This window comes from Maricaulis maris (genome assembly GCF_036322705.1).
Classification (GTDB): domain Bacteria; phylum Pseudomonadota; class Alphaproteobacteria; order Caulobacterales; family Maricaulaceae; genus Maricaulis; species Maricaulis maris_B.
Genome location: NZ_AP027270.1, coordinates 2750841 through 2765791, shown reverse-complemented (window position 1 = coordinate 2765791; position 14951 = coordinate 2750841). Strand labels below are relative to the sequence as shown.

Below are 14951 nucleotides of genomic sequence, written 5' to 3'. Positions count from 1 at the left end.
GCGAGAGATCATCATGGCACCTTACTGGCTCAACCTGGCCCTCATGCTTGGCGTGATGGTCCTCCTCTGGCCCTTCTCGATTGCCCGCAAGGATCCGTCCTACGTCGATAGTGTCTGGCCGCTCGGCTTTCTCTTCCTCGCCTTGACCTCGCTGGCCTTTGTCGGCGTCAGTGCTGGCGTCTCGATCATCCTGCCCATGGTGGCGATGTGGTCCTTGCGGCTCGGCGCCCACCTGTTCCGGCGCTGGCGTCACGAGGGTGCCGACAAGCGTTACCAGGCGCTGATGGCCCGGGCCCGGGGCAATGTGCATGTCTTCGTCCTTGTCACCGTCTTCCTCATGCAGGGCGTCCTGCTCTGGCTGGTCGCCCTGCCGGTCCAGCATGGCGTGATGGAGGCCGGCCAGCCGATCAATGCGATGAGCCTGATCGGTCTCGCCCTCTTCCTCACCGGCTTCCTGTTCGAGACCATCGGCGACTACCAGCTGTCGCGCTTCAAGGCCGACCCGGCCAATGCCGGCCAGGTCATGGACCAGGGCCTGTGGCGCTATACCCGCCACCCGAATTATTTCGGCGACGCCTGCGTCTTCTGGGGCATCTGGCTGGTCGCGGTCAGCGACGGCACCGGCTGGTGGACCGTGGCCGGCCCGCTCTTCCTGACCTTCACCCTGGTCAAATGGTCGGGCGCCGCCCTGCTGGAGAAAAACCTCCACGAAAGCCGCCCCGGCTATGCGGACTATGTGGCGCGGACGCCGGGGTTCGTGCCGTGGTGGCCGAAGAAGGGGTAGGGGTGTTGCGGTCGCGTTGGCGCTAACGAGCCGGTGGGGGCGCCATTGTTTTGGCCTGGACCGGCCATCGACCGTTGGCTTGGCTACTCGTGGTAATTGGACGGAGTGACCGAATGCAATGCGCGATAGGTCAGCGTTCCGTGGATGAAGCAAAGCGTGTGCGAGCCAAGCTGCAAACCACGGAGATGGAACGAGATGGTGAGAGCCAAACGCTTTTTTCATAACGCATGTCTGCGACAGGCCATTGCTGCCAACGTCCCTCTTCATCCTGACATAGCGGAATGATGCGACGCGCCTCGCGCGGAGCCGTCCATACATCACTTGTCAGCCAGCGGGCCGTATCGGGTTCTCCCGGCAAGTGATGTATGGCGGGGCGTGCGCCAGCGCCTCCTTCCCGACTGCGGCGCTCTACCCGGCTTTGCCAGGGCCGGCCGCATAGGCGGCCAGCAGGTCACCGAAATCCTCCATCGGCGGGAAGCCGTCATAGCTGTGCGGAACCGTGGTCGTGACGCCGTCGAGCCGGTCCTTCGTGCAGGTTTCCAGAAAGGGCGTGAAGCCCGACGGGTCGTCCAGCATGGGGGTTCGGATATTCACGAAATCCATGCCGGTGGGGCGGGTGAAAACCCAGCTCAGACAATGCGCGCAGTGAAAATGGGTAATGTCCGCGCCATGAAGTCCGCCGATCACGGGCTCGCCCCGGGTCACCTCAAACCGGTCCACCGGCACGGCCACGGTCAGCGAATAGGGGCCGCCACTCATGCGTTGGCAGCCGCGGCAATGGCAGGCGGCGGTGAACAGGGCCGGCGGGGTCATCCGGAAGCGTAACTGACCGCATCGGCAGCCGCCGTCGTGCGTGTATTCCGAAGTTGCCATGGCTGTGTCGCCCTCCTTGTGTCGTCGGGTCGTCCTGCCCCGATCCGCGTCCCGAACTCAACCGAAATCGGACACGTTATGAATTGCCGTTATTGCAGGGGCGATGGTGAGGCTGGCGTCCTGGCCGTCGCACGCATTTCGGCGTGGCGCCCCGGCGCTCACGACTTCATTCATCGCTTGCCGGGACCTCGCCGTATCCGGTTTTCCAGGTCAAGGGCGCGTGAGCGCCCCTCCCTCAATGAAAATCCCGGCTTTTCGGCAGGATATCCTCCAGCCGTTCGCCCTGCATGACGCGGCGGTAGAGGGCGACGGTTCTGGGGTCGGCGCCGGGGCGGGCGATTTCGTCGGCGTGGGCGAGGGCTTCGGAAAAGTTTTCGCCGTCGGCCAGCGCCGCGAGGCGCCAGCTCTGGTCGGTCAGACGGCTGGCGACGACATGGATGACCGCGCCTTCCTTTTGCACCCGCCCGGTGACGCCGAGCAGTTTTGACGCCATGACGATGCGGCGATGGCGTTCGAAACAGCTCGGCCAGACGATCACATTGGCGATGCCGGTCTCGTCCTCCAGCGTGGCGAAGATGACGCCCGAGGCCGAGCCGGGACGCTGGCGCACCAGCACCAGCCCGGCCAGGGTGACCCAGCGGCCATCGCGCATATCCGCCAGGGCCGCGCACGGCACATGCCCGCTCTCGGCCAGCTCGCCACGAAAGAAGCTGAGCGGATGGGCCTTCAGCGACAGGCGCAGCGTGGCGTAGTCCTGGGCGACCTGCTCACCGCCGGTCAGCTCGGGCAGGGCGACGGGATGTTCCGCGCCCCAGCTGTCGGTGCGGTCGAACAGGGGCAGCGGCTTGCCGGCTTCAGCGAGGGCGGTCCAGCTGGCCTTGCGCCGGTCCATCGCCAGCGAGCCGACGGCGTCGGCATTGGCCAGCCGGTCGAGCGAGCCCTTGTCGAGGCGGGCGCGGCGGGCCAGATCGGCGAGGCTGTGATAGGTGCCCCCGGCCTGGCGGGCAGCGACCAGCCGGGCGGCAGCGGGTTCCCGCATGCCCTTGATCTGGCGCAGGCCCAGACGCACGGCATAGCGCATGCCGGTACCGTCCCGTCGCGGAATGTCGGTCTCCTCCAGGGTCGCATCCCAGTCGGAGTGATTGATGTCGGGCGGACGCACCTCGACGCCGTGTTCGCGGGCATCGCGGACCAGCTGGGCCGGGGCGTAAAAGCCCATGGGCTGGCTGTTCAGGAGGGCGGCGAGGAAGACGTCGGGATAATAATGTTTCAGCCAGCACGAGACATAGACGATGAGGGCGAAGCTGGCGGCGTGGCTTTCCGGAAAGCCGTACTCACCAAAGCCTTCGAGCTGTTTGAAGCAGCGCTCGGCAAAGTCCGGCTCATAGCCATTGGCGATCATGCCGTGCATCAGTTTCCGGCCCATTTCATGGATCGTCCCCGAACGCCGGAAGGCGGCCATGGAGCGGCGCAGCTTGTCGGCCTCTGACGGGGTGAAGCCGGCCGCGACAATGGCGATCCGCATCGCCTGCTCCTGGAAAAGCGGCACGCCGAGCGTCTTGCCCAGCACCTCCTCGAGCTCCCTGGACGGAAACTCGACCGTCTCCTCGCCGCGTCGCCGGCGCAGATAGGGGTGGACCATATCGCCCTGGATAGGGCCGGGGCGAACAATGGCGACCTCGATCACCAGGTCGTAGAAGGTGCGCGGCCGCAGCCGCGGCAGCATGGTCATCTGGGCCCGGCTCTCGATCTGGAAGACGCCGACCGTGTCGGCCTTGCAGATCATGTCATAGACGCGCGGGTCCTCGGCCGGGATGGTGGCCATGGTCAGGTGGCGGCCGTGATGGGTGGCGAGGAGGTCGAAGGCGCGGGCGACACAGGTCAGCATGCCCAGGCCCAGCACATCGACCTTCATGAGGCCGAGCGCGTCGATATCCTCCTTGTCCCATTCCAGCATGGTGCGTTCGGGCATGGCGGCATTGTGCAGCGGCACGATCGCGTCGAGCCTTGCCCGGGTCATCACGAAGCCGCCGGGATGCTGGGCGAGATGGCGCGGAAAGCCCATCAGCTCGCGCGCATAGCGCAGCGTCATTGCCAGCGCCGGGCTGTCCGGATCGAGACCCAGCTCGTCGCGGATGCGGCTTTCCTGGATCTCGCCGGAGGACCAGCCCCACAGGCTTTTCGACAGCGCTGAAATGACGTCGCCGGACAGGCCGAACACCTTGCCGACCTCGCGGATCGCGCCGCGCGGGCGATAGCAGTTCACCGTCGCCGTCATGGCGGCGCGGCGGCGCCCGTATTTCTCGTAGACATACTGGATCACCTCCTCGCGGCGGCTGTGCTCGAAATCGACATCGATATCAGGCGGCTCGCCGCGTTCGGCCGAAACAAAGCGCTCGAACAGGAGATCGATCCGGTCCGGGTCGACCTCGGTGACACCGATGGCGAAACAGACGGCCGAATTGGCCGCCGAACCGCGTCCCTGGCACAGGATGCCGCGCGAGCGGGCAAAGCGGATGACGTCCTGGACGGTGAGGAAATAGGACGGGTAGTCGAGGTCTTCGATGAGATCGAGTTCGCGCGCCACGGCGGCCTCGATCTTGTCCGGTGCGCCGGCGGGGTAGCGGTTGCGCAAGCCCTCGGCGGCGAGCCGGCGCAGGGTCTCGTTCGGGGTCTCGTTCTCGCCGATCACCTCGTCGGGATATTGATAGACCAGCGCGTCGAGCGCGAAGGTGAGGCGGCGGGCGATGGTGACCGAGCGCGCCACCGCCTCCTCATATCCGTCGAACAGTCGGTAGATCTCGGCCGCCGGCTTGAGATGGCGCTCGGCATTGGCGGCGAGGTGAAAACCGGCCTCGTCGATGCGGACATGCTCGCGGATACAGGTGACCACATCGGCCAGCGGCTTGCGGCCGGGCGCATGATAGCGCGCGTCGGTGCTGGCCACCGTGGTCAGGCCCCAGTCGGTCGCCAGCCGGGACAGGCGATGCAGGCGCTCGCCATCGCGGCCGTCAAACCAGCGCGTCAGCACCAGATGGGTCTCGCCCTTCAGCGTCGGCAGCAGGGCGGCGACCCGGTCCTGCCAGGCCTGGTCCGGTTCGCACGGCGGGATGATCAGCAGGACCTGGCCGTGCGAGGCGGAAGCGACGGCGTCGGCGTGCAGCTCGCAATCGCCCTTGCGGGCCGCGAAATTGGCATCGGTGAGCAGCCGGGTCAGGCGGGCCCAGGCGTCGAGATCGGTCGGATAGGCCGCGATCTCCAGACCGCAGCGTGTCACCAGCCGGGTGCCGACCACCAGCGGGATGCCGGCATCCTTTGCCGCCAGGTGTGCCCGCACCATGCCGGCAAAGCTGTTGCGGTCGGCCAGGCCGATCGCCGCGAGGCCCAGCGCCCGGGCCTGGGCCACCATCTCGTCAGGATGCGAGGCCCCGGTCAGGAAGGTGAAATTGCTGGCCGTCAGCAGTTCGGCAAACGGGCGGGTCATGACGCACCGTGGACGAACCATTGGGGGCGGGTGGTTTCCAGGCCGTAGAGGCCGTCGCGGTAGAGCCAGAACCGGCGACCCTCGCGGGTTTCGACGCGGAAATAGTCGCGGGTCCGGGCCGGGCGCTCTGCTTGCCAGAGGCCCTCGCGCCACCACTCCGGGGCCAGGCGTTCGGGGCCTTCGGCGCGGTCGACCTGGTGGCGCACCCGGCGCCAGACAAAGCTGCGCGGCGGCCCGTCGGGGATCTCGGCGACGGCCTCGGCCGGTTCCGGACGGGCGAGGATGAGCAGCGGACGGCAGGGCGGCGGCAGGAGGGCGCCCGTCGGCACCGGTTCGGCAACCGCGAGCATCGAGCGGCCGGAACCGGCACGCGCCGGCATGGCGTGGACCGACGCGTTCATGGCCGGGCGCCAGAGCGCCGCGCGCTCGGGCTGGTGGCTGGCGCGACGGGCGGCCCGCTGGACCTTGCTCTCGCCGAGACGGACAACCAGCCGGTCGGTCAGGCGGGCAAGATCGGTCTCGTCGATCCGGCCATCATCGACCAGCCCGTCCTGGCGTTCGCCGAGCCGGTCGGTGGCCCGGGCGGTCAGCTCGATCATCTCGATGCCGAAACCGATATCGATCTCGGCCCGGTCGAGCTTCTCGTTGAACAGGCGGGCGATATGGCGGGCGTCGCGGGCCGGCGCGGCGGTGCCGAGGGTGAGGAGGTGGGTCTTGCCGTCGACGCGAAAGAGATGGAGGTCGAGCCGGGTCACCCCGCGGCCGGCCTGTTCCAGCGCTTCGCACAGGCCGGTCGCGGTATCGTGCACGCCCTGTTTCAGCCCGTCGAGCAGGAGCAGGGCATCGACATAGCGGGTGCGGGCGCGAAACGGGGTGACCGGTTGCAGCGGGTTGAGGACTTCGCGGGTCCGGCCGGTCGCCTGGTCGAGACGGTCGACCAGCGCCCGTCCGAAACGGCGGGTCAGGCTGGCGCGCGGCAGGTCGAGGATGTCGCCGATACGCTTGAGGCCGAAGCGGCGCAGCGTGGCGGCCGTGTCGCCAATGCGCAGGGCGGCGACCGGCAGCGGCGCCAGCGCGGTTGTGATGTCGTCGGTGATCACCTGACCGGTCGGGCGTCCGGGCGCGACATGACGGGCCAGCCCCCAGGCCAGGCCGATGGTGGGCGCGATGGCACCATGGGCGCTGTGGCCCTGGCGCCTGAGGGCGCCGAGGGTCTCGGCCAGCAGCGCGTCCTCGCCGCCGAACAGGTGGGCGCAGCCGGTGATCTCCAGCAGCACGCCATCCTCGCCGGGGCGTCCCGGATCAGGCGCGGTCCAGGGTGACCAGCGACCACAGCCACGGGCGAGCGCTGCCAGGCGGCGGATATCACCGGCCGGATCGGCCGGGCGGAGCTGCAGCATCGGCTCGAGCGCCTTGGCGTCCGAGACGGACTGACCGACCTGAAGGCCGCAGCGCGCGGCTTCGGCGTCGAGTGCGTAGAGCCGCTCCCCGCCTGTCGTGGTGTGGCTGAGGGCGAAGGGCGCCACCCGGCGGGTCGGGCGAGGCTTATCCGGTGAGGCGGACAATCCGGCCGGTGAAGGCCGTGCCGATGCGGGGCCGGTTTGCGGGCCAGACTCCGGGGTCGGCGTGTGGCTCGGCCGGTGCCGGTCGGTCGGCCAGCGGGGCAGGTTCAAGGACATGAAACGACGCATGCTTCCACTCGATCTCGTAATCCTGTGGCGGGCCGCCCCTGACCCGTTCCAGGGCGGCGTGAAACCGCGGTTCTCCCAATCCCGGCAGCCCTCGTGCGCCGGTCCATGCCCGTGCCGGGGACGGGCGGGCGGCGATGCGCCAGCGGCTCAGCGCGGCGCTCGGCATGACGCCGTCATGCGGTCGCAGTACCAGGGCCAGCGCCCCGGCCCGCCGCGCCGCCTGGTCAAGCCGGCGGGTGGCGACAAGGTCATAGCGGGCCGAGGGCCCGGTCTCGCCGATCACCACGGCGCCGGCCTTCAGGCCTTCTTCCAGTGTCCACAGCGTGTCGGCCTCGCTGCCGGTCTCGACCAGGATGAGGCGCGAGGGATCGAGCCCCCATTGCGCCAGGGCCGGCGGATAGGGCCGGCCGAAATCCTGCCCCGTTCCCATCGACCGGCGCACCCAGAGCACCGGGCGCTGCCGTCCGCTGACGCGCAGATGGGTCGCCATCAGACCGGCCTGCACGGCCAGCGCGGCCGGCGTGTCGAGATAGCCGGCCGGACAGACCTCGTGCAGACCCGGCGCCAGTTCGAGCGGGTGGGCGCCGTGCCGGGCCGCATCGCGGGTCAGGCCTGTCTTGTCGCCTGTCTTGTCGCCCGTCTTGCCGCCTGTCTGGGCGCCCGCCCGGTCACCCGTCCGGTCATTGTCGACGCCGATGGTCGCCGCTGCCGAAGCGGGGGCAGGGACCTCACCCGATAGCCGGTCCATGCGCGCACCGGTCCCGTCCTGATCGGGTCGATCCGGCTTGGCCTGCGGCGGCGCAGGCACGGCTTCGCTCATGTCCAGGGCCCGTATCTGGCGGCGCAACTCGTCGAGCTGCTGCCGCCGGTCAGGGCGTGACGGCACAGTCATCAGGCTTGGCTCTCGCTTGAATGTTCCGCTTATGTTCTCATCTGGACCCAAAGAGTCAAGCGTCGAATCCGGGTGCTTTCGCAGATCGCATCGAGCGACTAGTCTCACCGCCATGTGTGGACGCTATGCCCTTGGAAAGCTTCAGTGGTGGATCCTGCAGGAGAGTTTCCGGCTCCAGCAGGGCGCGCTCAATCTCGAGCCGCGCTGGAATATTGCGCCGACCCAGCGGGCCCCGATCATCCGCCGCGAGGACGGTCGCAGCGAGGCCGTCATGGCGCGCTGGGGCCTGGTCCCGTCTTTCTGGAGCAAGCCGCTGAAAGCGATGAAATTCTCCACCTTCAACGCGAAGTCGGAGACCGCCGCCTCGGCGCCCAGCTTTCGGGTCCCCTTCCAGAAACGGCGCTGCATCATTCCGGCGGTCGGCTTCTATGAATGGACCGGTCCGAAGGGCGCCAAGCAGCCGCATTTCATCACGGTGAAGGACCAGGACTGGTTCGGCTTTGCCGGCCTGTGGGACCGTGTCGAAATCGAGGGCGAGACGATTGAGAGCTTCACCATCCTGACCACCCAACCGAACGCGGCCATGGCCGCCATCCACACCCGCATGCCGGTCATTCTGGGACCGGAGGACTTCGAGGCCTGGACCGATACCGACAATCTGGAGGTCGAGAGCCTGCTCACCGGCCTGCCGTCCGAGGCGATGGTGATCCGCGAGGCCAACAAGGCGGTCGGCAATGTGCGGATCGACGAAGAGTGGCTCACAGAGCCGGGCGATGGCCCGCAGCGGACGGGATTGCTCTAGGTCATAAACTCATAAACGGGATTCCGTTTTTTGCCGAAGCCTGATTCAACCTCCTTGAGGAGGATTTGGATCATGGGCCGTCGTCGTTACGAACTGACCGATTTCGAGTGGTCGATCATCGAACCCTTGCTGCCGAACAAGCCACGCGGGGTGCCGCGCGTGGACGACCGCAAGGTGATCAACGGGATTTACTGGCGCCTGCGCACCGGCTCGCCCTGGGCGGAGATCCCCGAGCGCTACGGTCCGGCGACGACCTGCTACAACCGGTTCGTCCGATGGCGCAAGCTGGGTGTCTGGGATCGGATATTCGACGCGGTTACAGCCGCTTACGACGGCGACATCCAGATGATCGACAGCTCTTCGATCCGCGTTCACCAGCATGGGGCGAACGCAAAAAGGGGTCCGCACGCCGCCGCGAGGGACACCCCTGACACCCGATGCATGGGGCGCTCGCGAGGCGGGCTGACCACGAAAATCCATGCGCTTGTGGATGCCAACGGCCTACCCGTCGCCCTCAAGCTCACCCCCGGCCAGGCTCATGACGGACGCAGCGCCACCGACATGCTCGACGGCATCGGCGAAGGCCAGATCCTGCTGGCCGATCGGGCCTATGATTCCGACGCGTTGCGCGTCTCGCTCAAGGCCCGTGGCGCATGGGGATGCATCAAGCCGATGCCGAACCGCAAGAACATCCCCAGCTTCAGCGCCTTCCTTTACCGGCAGCGCAATCTCGTCGAGCGCTTCTTCAGCAAGATCAAACACTTCCGGGCCATCGCCACGCGCTTCGAAAAACACGCCGAGAACTATCTCGCCGCCGTCAAACTCGCCGCCATCCAAATCTGGCTTCGATTTTATGAGTCGGTGACCTAGGGGGTGGCGTCCGGCCCGGGATACGCCGCCAGCCCGGTCTCCAGCAACCGGCCGTAATACTGGATCGAAGTGGACTGCTGGGCGGCCTCGATGACACGGCGGCGCAAGAGGTTGGTCAGGTCTTGCGAACCCCGCAACTCAGTGGCCAGACGGGCGATCGCCGCGTCGTGACCCTCGATCCGGCAGGGAAAGTCCAGCATGGCTTCGATCGCCGCATAGTCACCGATCTGGATATTCACATCCTCGGTGCAAGACGCCACCAGATCGCGGTGCAGCTCGGGGTCGATGCGCTCACGGATCGCGTTGCGGAACGGCGCCTCGCCCAGCTCGATGAGGAGGGCGGTCGGCGAACTGCCGTAATACTCGACGGCGCTGTCGCGCAGGGCGGTGTTGCGGATCAGGCCGATTTCACCGCTGGCGACAATCTCGTCATAGGTGCCGCGGATCAGGCCGCTCCAGAAATACTGGGTGGCGCGATAGGCCCCGATCACCAGCGCCTCGTCGCTGATCTCGGCCTCGCCTTCCAGTACTGCCAGGGTGCGCTCCCCGATCGCGGCGACATCAATGAGGTAATTCCGGGTCGCGGCGACACGCCATTGCTCGTCCCGGAGATCCGCGACCAGCCGCTCGGTCAGCTCGGTGCCGCGGATCGCGGACAGCCGGTCTTCATTCCAGGCCGTGACCTGGAAACCGATCACCACACCGGCGATCACGATGATGAATTCAATGCCGACGGCGAGCCAGTTCTGGTCCTTCAGGGCCTTGGCGATGCGGGAGAGGATCATGGGGTCGTACCGGCTCCGTCGTCGGGCAGGGCGGCCAGCACATCGCGGGCGCGTTCCAGCGTGCCTTCGTGCCAGATGCGGTTGGCAAAATTGGCGCGGATGGTCAGCCGGGTCGCGGTCAGCAGGTCAGGCGAGACACGCAGCTCGGCGAGGGCGGCATCGAGGTGCGGGGGCAGGCGGTCGAGATCGTCAGCGGACCAGGTGCTGGCTTCCAGCAGAATGGCCGCATTGTCGGTGATCAGGCGGGCCAGCGAGGCATAGGCCAGCTCCTGCCGGCGCACCTGCTCATCGAACTCGACCAGCGCCGCGCGCAGGGTTTCCGAGCGGATCAGGCGCATCTCGCCGCTGGCCAGGAGTTCGGCATAGGTCGCCGAGCGGCCGGCCGGGACCGGCGTGCCGATCGCATTGGCCATGGTCGCGAAGAAGTCGGTCAGCGCGACGGTCTCCGGCGGTTGCAGCAACAGCGCTTCAAAGGCCGCGCCGGCCTCCATGCGCGCCTCGAGCTGGGTCAGTGTCGCAGTCGTCCGGGTTTCGATCTCGCGAAAGTCGGCCGACAGGCGTTCGATCAGCAGCGCTTCGCGCGATTGCTCGATCCGGGTCTCGTTCCAGGCGGAAATCTGGAAACCGATCACCACGCCGGCCAGGACAATGATGAACTCGACGATGACGGCGAACCAGTTCTGGGTCCGCAAGGCGGTTGTGAGCGAGGACAGGATCATGGCAAGGGCCGGGGCTTTCCGGTGAACTTACCCGGACCGGCGAGGCGTGGTTCTGGCAGCACGTTTTTCGGCATGATCGGACAATCCCCCCAGGATTGGGTGGTATCCTGCATCAAACCGTCTGATTTCAAAAGCGGAACACCTAGGCGCGATGTAAGTCGGTGCGCTTGAAAGACCAGACGCGCCGCAAAAGAAAACGCCCCGACCGGAAGGTCAGGGCGTCAGTGTCGTGTGATGCAAAGCGCGGGACAGGCTCTAGTCCTGTTCGTGCAGCCAGGCCGCGTGCTTCGGGGCGCGCTTGGTCCGGCTCCATTCCTCGATCATCGCCGGAGCGACGCGTTTGAGTTCGGCCATCTGCTCGTCCGTGCCGGTATTGGCCGCCAGCTCGAGACGGTGACCATTCGGGTCGAAGAAGTAGATCGACTTGAAGATGCCGTGATTGACCGGGCCGAGCACGTCGATGCCCTCGGCTTCGATATGGGCCTTGGAGGCCAGCAGCGTGTCCATGTCCTCGACTTCGAAGGCGATGTGCTGGACCCATTCCGGCGTATTGCCGTCGCGGCCCATCTCCGGCGAGTTGGGCAGCTCGAAAAAGGCCAGGACATTGCCCATGCCGGCGTCCAGGAAGACGTGCATGTAGGGGTCCGGCGCCTTGGTCGACGGGACTTCATTCTCGGCAATGGCGAGTTTGAAATCCATGCCCATGACGCGCTGGTAGAACTCGACCGTCTGCTTGGCGTCCTTGCAGCGATAGGCAACGTGGTGGATGCGCTTGAGATTGACGGACATGAGGTCCTCCTGCTGGTTACTCGGCCGCCTGGATGACGCCACGCTTGACCTGGTCGCGCTCGATCGACTCGAACAGGGCCTTGAAATTGCCCTCGCCGAAGCCTTCGTCTTCCTTGCGCTGGATGAACTCGAAGAAGATCGGGCCGATCGCCTTTTCCGAGAAGATCTGCAGCAGCAGGCGCGGCTGGCCGCCTTCGGTGGTGCCATCGAGCAGGATGCCGCGCTTCTTGAACTCTTCGGTCGGCTCGCCATGGCCCGGCAGGCGGTCTTCCAGCATCTCGTAATAGGTTTCCGGCGGCGCGGTCATGAACTGGGTGCCGGCCTTTTTCAGGCGGTCCCAGCATTCGATGAGGTTGTCGCAGGAGAAGGCGATGTGCTGGATGCCTTCGCCCTTGTACTCGCGCAGATATTCCTCGATCTGGCCAACAGCCTCGGATTTCTCTTCATTGAGCGGGATGCGGATCAGCCCGTCCGGTGCCGTCATGGCGCGCGAGACGAGGCCGGTATATTCGCCCTTGATGTCGAAATAGCGGATCTCGCGGAAGTTGAAGAGGTCCTCGTAATACTTGGCCCAGTAGTCCATCCGGCCCTTGTAGACATTGTGCGTCAGGTGATCGATCACGTTGAAGCCACAGCCCTTGGGGTGGATATCGACGCCTTCGAGATAGTTGAAATCGATGTCGTAGATCGACTTGCCGTCCTCGAAGCGGTCGATGAGATAGACCGAGGCGCCGCCAATGCCCTTGACCGCCGGGATGACCAGCTCGGAGATGCCCGGCTCGGTCATGACCGGCTCGGCGCCGCGCTCGAGGCATTCGTCATAGGCCAGAGCGGCGTCACGGACGCGGAAGCCCATGCCGCAGGCTGACGGACCATGTTCCTTGGCGAAGAAGGCCGCCTGGGTGTCGGGCTCGTAATTGATCAGGAAGTTGATCCCGCCCTGGCGCCACAGCTCGACATCCTTGGAGCGGTGATTGGCGATGTGGGTAAAGCCCATGGCCGAGAAGATCGGCTCGATCACACCGCGCTCCGGCGCGGTGAACTCGACGAACTCGAACCCGCAAAGTCCCATCGGATTTTCGAACAGGTCTGCCATGTCATGCCTCCAAGAAGTGTCAGGACCACGCTGATATTGCCACGCCCGGTTTCGGGGTGGCGGCGCGGTGTTTGATTGGCCTCCCTGATAGCCCATTGGTTGCTATTGCGTCAAGTTGTGATTGCAACTAATATGGTGGGCATGAACGATCTTGACCCCCGATCCAACCCCCGATCCACCGCCGGATCCACCGCCCGGACGCACCCGGCCTCCCCGGTCGCGCCCTCCGACGCTCCCTCCGGGGCTTCGGCGCCCGGCTTTGCCGAACAGGCGGCGTCCTTCGCGGCAGGCGTGGAGCGCGAGCCGATCCGCCTCGACGCCTACTGGCCCTATCAGGTCACGGTGCTGGCCGACCGCATCGCCCGCCTGACCTCGGCCATCGTCAAGCGCGAGGCAGGGCTGAACCTGTCGCAATGGCGTGTCCTCGCGGCGATTGCCGAGGTGCCCGGACGCACGGCAGTCGACGTGGTCACGGTGACGCCGATGGACAAGGGCATCGTCTCGCGCGCCACCAAGGCGCTGCTGGAGGCGGGTCTGGTCATCCGCCGGGCCTCGCAGGCCGATGGGCGGGTCAGCCATCTCTACCTCACCGGCAAGGGCAAGGACGTCTACGCGCATCTGCGTGAGGCCGTCGAGGCCGTGCCGCTGGCGGCCAACCGGATGATGGACGGGGCCAAGCAGGCGGCCTTCTGTGCCCTGGTGAGACAGCTTGCCAATTCCATGCCGGACGAGGGGTGACGGGCGGGCGCGTGGCTTTATCAAATATAACCACCCGGAACACCGATCATTAGCCATTTCCGGTCTAGACGGTGTGGCATGAAACGAAGGTCAGACCTGTGCGCCAAGCGATTGTCATTCTTGTCCATGTCCTGATCTCGGCGGTCTTCGCCGGGATTGCAGGCCTGGGTGCCCACAAGGTCCTGATCTCCTCCCTGTCGATGGCCCGGGCGGAAATGCTGCAATCCTATATCCGGGTGCGGGCGGATCGCGAGCAGACCCTCTTCAACGAGGCGCGGACCCTGACCGAAGCTGCCGAGGACGCCTTCCTGCGCCGGCATGCCCTGATCGCCGACATCGACGTGGCAGAGGAGTTCAACGCCCTCTTCCCGCCCTTCGGCGACGGCACCCGCCGCAGCCATCCCGACCTGTTCGACGGCCGGGCCTTGGCCGGGTCCGACTATGTCTTCGGCATTGGCGCTTTCATGGCCGATGGCGAGGCAATGACGGCCGAGGAAGAGCGCCGCTATATGGCCGGCTTCCACGTCGTCCGAAACTTCGGTGAGGCCCATCTCGGCGAGTTCTCCAGCCTCTATTATTTCACGCCGGACCGCCGGGTTGTGATCTTTGCACCCGATCGCGAAGACCGCCTGGCTTTCTACCGCTACGAGGCCCCAGCCGACTTCAACCTGCAGGCCGACGAGGATCCGGCCCTGTTCAGTGAAGAGACCAATCCGGACAGCGCAATGCAGTGCACCCGCCTGTCCCGCTTTGTCTATTCGGACGGCGGCGAGCGATCCGCGACCGCTTGCCGCAAGCCGATCCGGGTCAATGGCGAGTTGATGGGCGGGTTCGGGACGTCGATCGACATGACCGAGCACCTGGCCTCGTCGCTGGAGGCGCCGCCGGCCGGCGGGGTCAATCTCGTCTTTGACCGGGATGGCCATGTCATCGCCCGCGGCCAGTCGATCCAGCAGGCCAATGCCATCGGCATCGACCCGGCCGAGATCATGGCGCTGTTGCAGGACGATCCGCGTCCGCGCGGCGTGGTCGGCACGCCGAGCAGCGAATTCCTGGTCGCCTTCAGCCGGATCGCCGGTCCGGACTGGTATTTCGTGTCGGTCAGTCATCTGGCCGGTATCGAGGCGACCGCGACGCGCTGGGGCTGGCGCCTGTTCGGGCTCATCTTCGTGCTCTCGCTCCTTGTCACCGGTATTCGCGGCCTGCTGCGCCGGTCGCACCTGGTACGCGACTTCCTCGACGGCAGGGCCGCATCGCCAGCCAGTCGGCGCTATGTGCCGGTTCCGGCCCGCCGCGATCCGGCCTCCGATCCGGTCTCCGGTGCAGCCCACGCGGCCACTGACGAAGCGCCGTCATCGCCGGGGTCCCGGTAAGCCGTCCGGTCACCACACAGAATAAGCACTGGCCAGCCACGCGCTCACGGCGTAA

General features: G+C 66.4%; 13 protein-coding genes. 5 read left to right on the top strand and 8 right to left on the bottom strand.

What is annotated here, in order from left to right; genetic code table 11:
- Nucleotides 1-13 precede the first annotated feature (13 nt).
- Nucleotides 14-784, top strand: coding sequence for a DUF1295 domain-containing protein (locus AAA969_RS13155; protein ID WP_338246509.1), 771 nt, complete (start codon nt 14-16; stop codon nt 782-784).
- A gap of 408 nt (nt 785-1192) precedes the next feature.
- On the opposite strand, the gene AAA969_RS13150 is transcribed toward AAA969_RS13155, so the two are convergent.
- The 4 genes from AAA969_RS13150 to AAA969_RS13135 all read right to left on the bottom strand — a co-directional run bounded on the left by AAA969_RS13150 (nt 1193) and on the right by AAA969_RS13135 (nt 7724).
- The gene (locus AAA969_RS13150) at nt 1193-1657 is read right to left on the bottom strand and encodes a GFA family protein (RefSeq protein WP_338246508.1); all 465 of its coding nucleotides are present in this window, start codon (nt 1655-1657) and stop codon (nt 1193-1195) included.
- Between the two features lie 235 nt (nt 1658-1892).
- The gene (locus tag AAA969_RS13145; protein ID WP_338246507.1) at nt 1893-5141 is read right to left on the bottom strand and encodes an error-prone DNA polymerase; all 3249 of its coding nucleotides are present in this window, start codon (nt 5139-5141) and stop codon (nt 1893-1895) included.
- Nucleotides 5138-6667, bottom strand: coding sequence for a hypothetical protein (locus AAA969_RS13140; RefSeq protein ID WP_338246506.1), 1530 nt, complete (start codon nt 6665-6667; stop codon nt 5138-5140). Before AAA969_RS13140 ends, AAA969_RS13145 begins: the two co-directional genes overlap by 4 nt.
- 19 nt (nt 6668-6686) lie before the next feature.
- Nucleotides 6687-7724 carry a hypothetical protein gene (locus tag AAA969_RS13135; RefSeq protein ID WP_338246505.1) on the bottom strand — a complete coding sequence of 346 codons (1038 nt, stop codon included), beginning with the start codon at nt 7722-7724 and terminating at the stop codon, nt 6687-6689.
- Nucleotides 7725-7836: 112 nt separating this feature from the next.
- On the opposite strand from AAA969_RS13135, the gene AAA969_RS13130 reads away from it, so the two are divergent.
- Together AAA969_RS13130 and AAA969_RS13125 are read left to right on the top strand one after the other, a co-directional pair.
- Nucleotides 7837-8526 carry an SOS response-associated peptidase gene (locus tag AAA969_RS13130; protein ID WP_338246504.1) on the top strand — a complete coding sequence of 230 codons (690 nt, stop codon included), beginning with the start codon at nt 7837-7839 and terminating at the stop codon, nt 8524-8526.
- A gap of 72 nt (nt 8527-8598) precedes the next feature.
- Entirely contained in the window at nt 8599-9396 is a 798-nt protein-coding gene (locus AAA969_RS13125; protein ID WP_338247222.1) for an IS5 family transposase, read from the top strand.
- Here the strand turns inward: AAA969_RS13125 and AAA969_RS13120 are convergent.
- From AAA969_RS13120 to hppD, 4 genes are all read right to left on the bottom strand, one after another.
- Nucleotides 9393-10181 carry a hypothetical protein gene (locus AAA969_RS13120; protein ID WP_338246503.1) on the bottom strand — a complete coding sequence of 263 codons (789 nt, stop codon included), beginning with the start codon at nt 10179-10181 and terminating at the stop codon, nt 9393-9395. The two genes, AAA969_RS13125 and AAA969_RS13120, sit on opposite strands and share 4 nt — an antisense overlap.
- Nucleotides 10178-10900 (bottom strand): hypothetical protein, encoded by a 723-nt coding sequence (locus AAA969_RS13115; protein ID WP_338246502.1) that lies wholly within the window; start codon nt 10898-10900, stop codon nt 10178-10180. The genes AAA969_RS13120 and AAA969_RS13115 overlap by 4 nt, the downstream gene beginning before the upstream one ends.
- A gap of 255 nt (nt 10901-11155) precedes the next feature.
- Nucleotides 11156-11689, bottom strand: a complete 534-nt coding sequence (locus tag AAA969_RS13110; protein WP_338246501.1) for a VOC family protein — start codon at nt 11687-11689, stop codon at nt 11156-11158.
- 16 nt (nt 11690-11705) lie between these two features.
- Nucleotides 11706-12785 (bottom strand): 4-hydroxyphenylpyruvate dioxygenase, encoded by a 1080-nt coding sequence (gene hppD, locus AAA969_RS13105; RefSeq protein ID WP_338246500.1) that lies wholly within the window; start codon nt 12783-12785, stop codon nt 11706-11708.
- A 141-nt stretch (nt 12786-12926) separates the two neighbouring features.
- Between hppD and AAA969_RS13100 the strand changes: the two genes are divergently transcribed.
- Nucleotides 12927-13523 carry a MarR family winged helix-turn-helix transcriptional regulator gene (locus AAA969_RS13100; RefSeq protein WP_338246499.1) on the top strand — a complete coding sequence of 199 codons (597 nt, stop codon included), beginning with the start codon at nt 12927-12929 and terminating at the stop codon, nt 13521-13523.
- Between the two features lie 98 nt (nt 13524-13621).
- On the top strand, nt 13622-14896 hold the full coding sequence (locus AAA969_RS13095) for a cache domain-containing protein (RefSeq protein WP_338246498.1): 1275 nt from the start codon (nt 13622-13624) through the stop codon (nt 14894-14896).
- The last annotated feature ends 55 nt before the right edge of the window (nt 14897-14951 follow it).

Bases quoted from the DNA above. Each gene is read 5' to 3' on its own strand.
- AAA969_RS13155 (WP_338246509.1), top strand. From the start codon at position 14: ATGGCACCTTACTGGCTCAACCTGGCCCTCATGCTTGGCGTGATGGTC.
- AAA969_RS13150 (WP_338246508.1), bottom strand. From the start codon at position 1,657: ATGGCAACTTCGGAATACACGCACGACGGCGGCTGCCGATGCGGTCAG.
- AAA969_RS13145 (WP_338246507.1), bottom strand. From the start codon at position 5,141: ATGACCCGCCCGTTTGCCGAACTGCTGACGGCCAGCAATTTCACCTTC.
- AAA969_RS13135 (WP_338246505.1), bottom strand. From the start codon at position 7,724: ATGACTGTGCCGTCACGCCCTGACCGGCGGCAGCAGCTCGACGAGTTG.
- AAA969_RS13130 (WP_338246504.1), top strand. From the start codon at position 7,837: ATGTGTGGACGCTATGCCCTTGGAAAGCTTCAGTGGTGGATCCTGCAG.
- AAA969_RS13125 (WP_338247222.1), top strand. From the start codon at position 8,599: ATGGGCCGTCGTCGTTACGAACTGACCGATTTCGAGTGGTCGATCATC.
- AAA969_RS13120 (WP_338246503.1), bottom strand. From the start codon at position 10,181: ATGATCCTCTCCCGCATCGCCAAGGCCCTGAAGGACCAGAACTGGCTC.
- AAA969_RS13115 (WP_338246502.1), bottom strand. From the start codon at position 10,900: ATGATCCTGTCCTCGCTCACAACCGCCTTGCGGACCCAGAACTGGTTC.
- AAA969_RS13110 (WP_338246501.1), bottom strand. From the start codon at position 11,689: ATGTCCGTCAATCTCAAGCGCATCCACCACGTTGCCTATCGCTGCAAG.
- hppD (WP_338246500.1), bottom strand. From the start codon at position 12,785: ATGGCAGACCTGTTCGAAAATCCGATGGGACTTTGCGGGTTCGAGTTC.
- AAA969_RS13100 (WP_338246499.1), top strand. From the start codon at position 12,927: ATGAACGATCTTGACCCCCGATCCAACCCCCGATCCACCGCCGGATCC.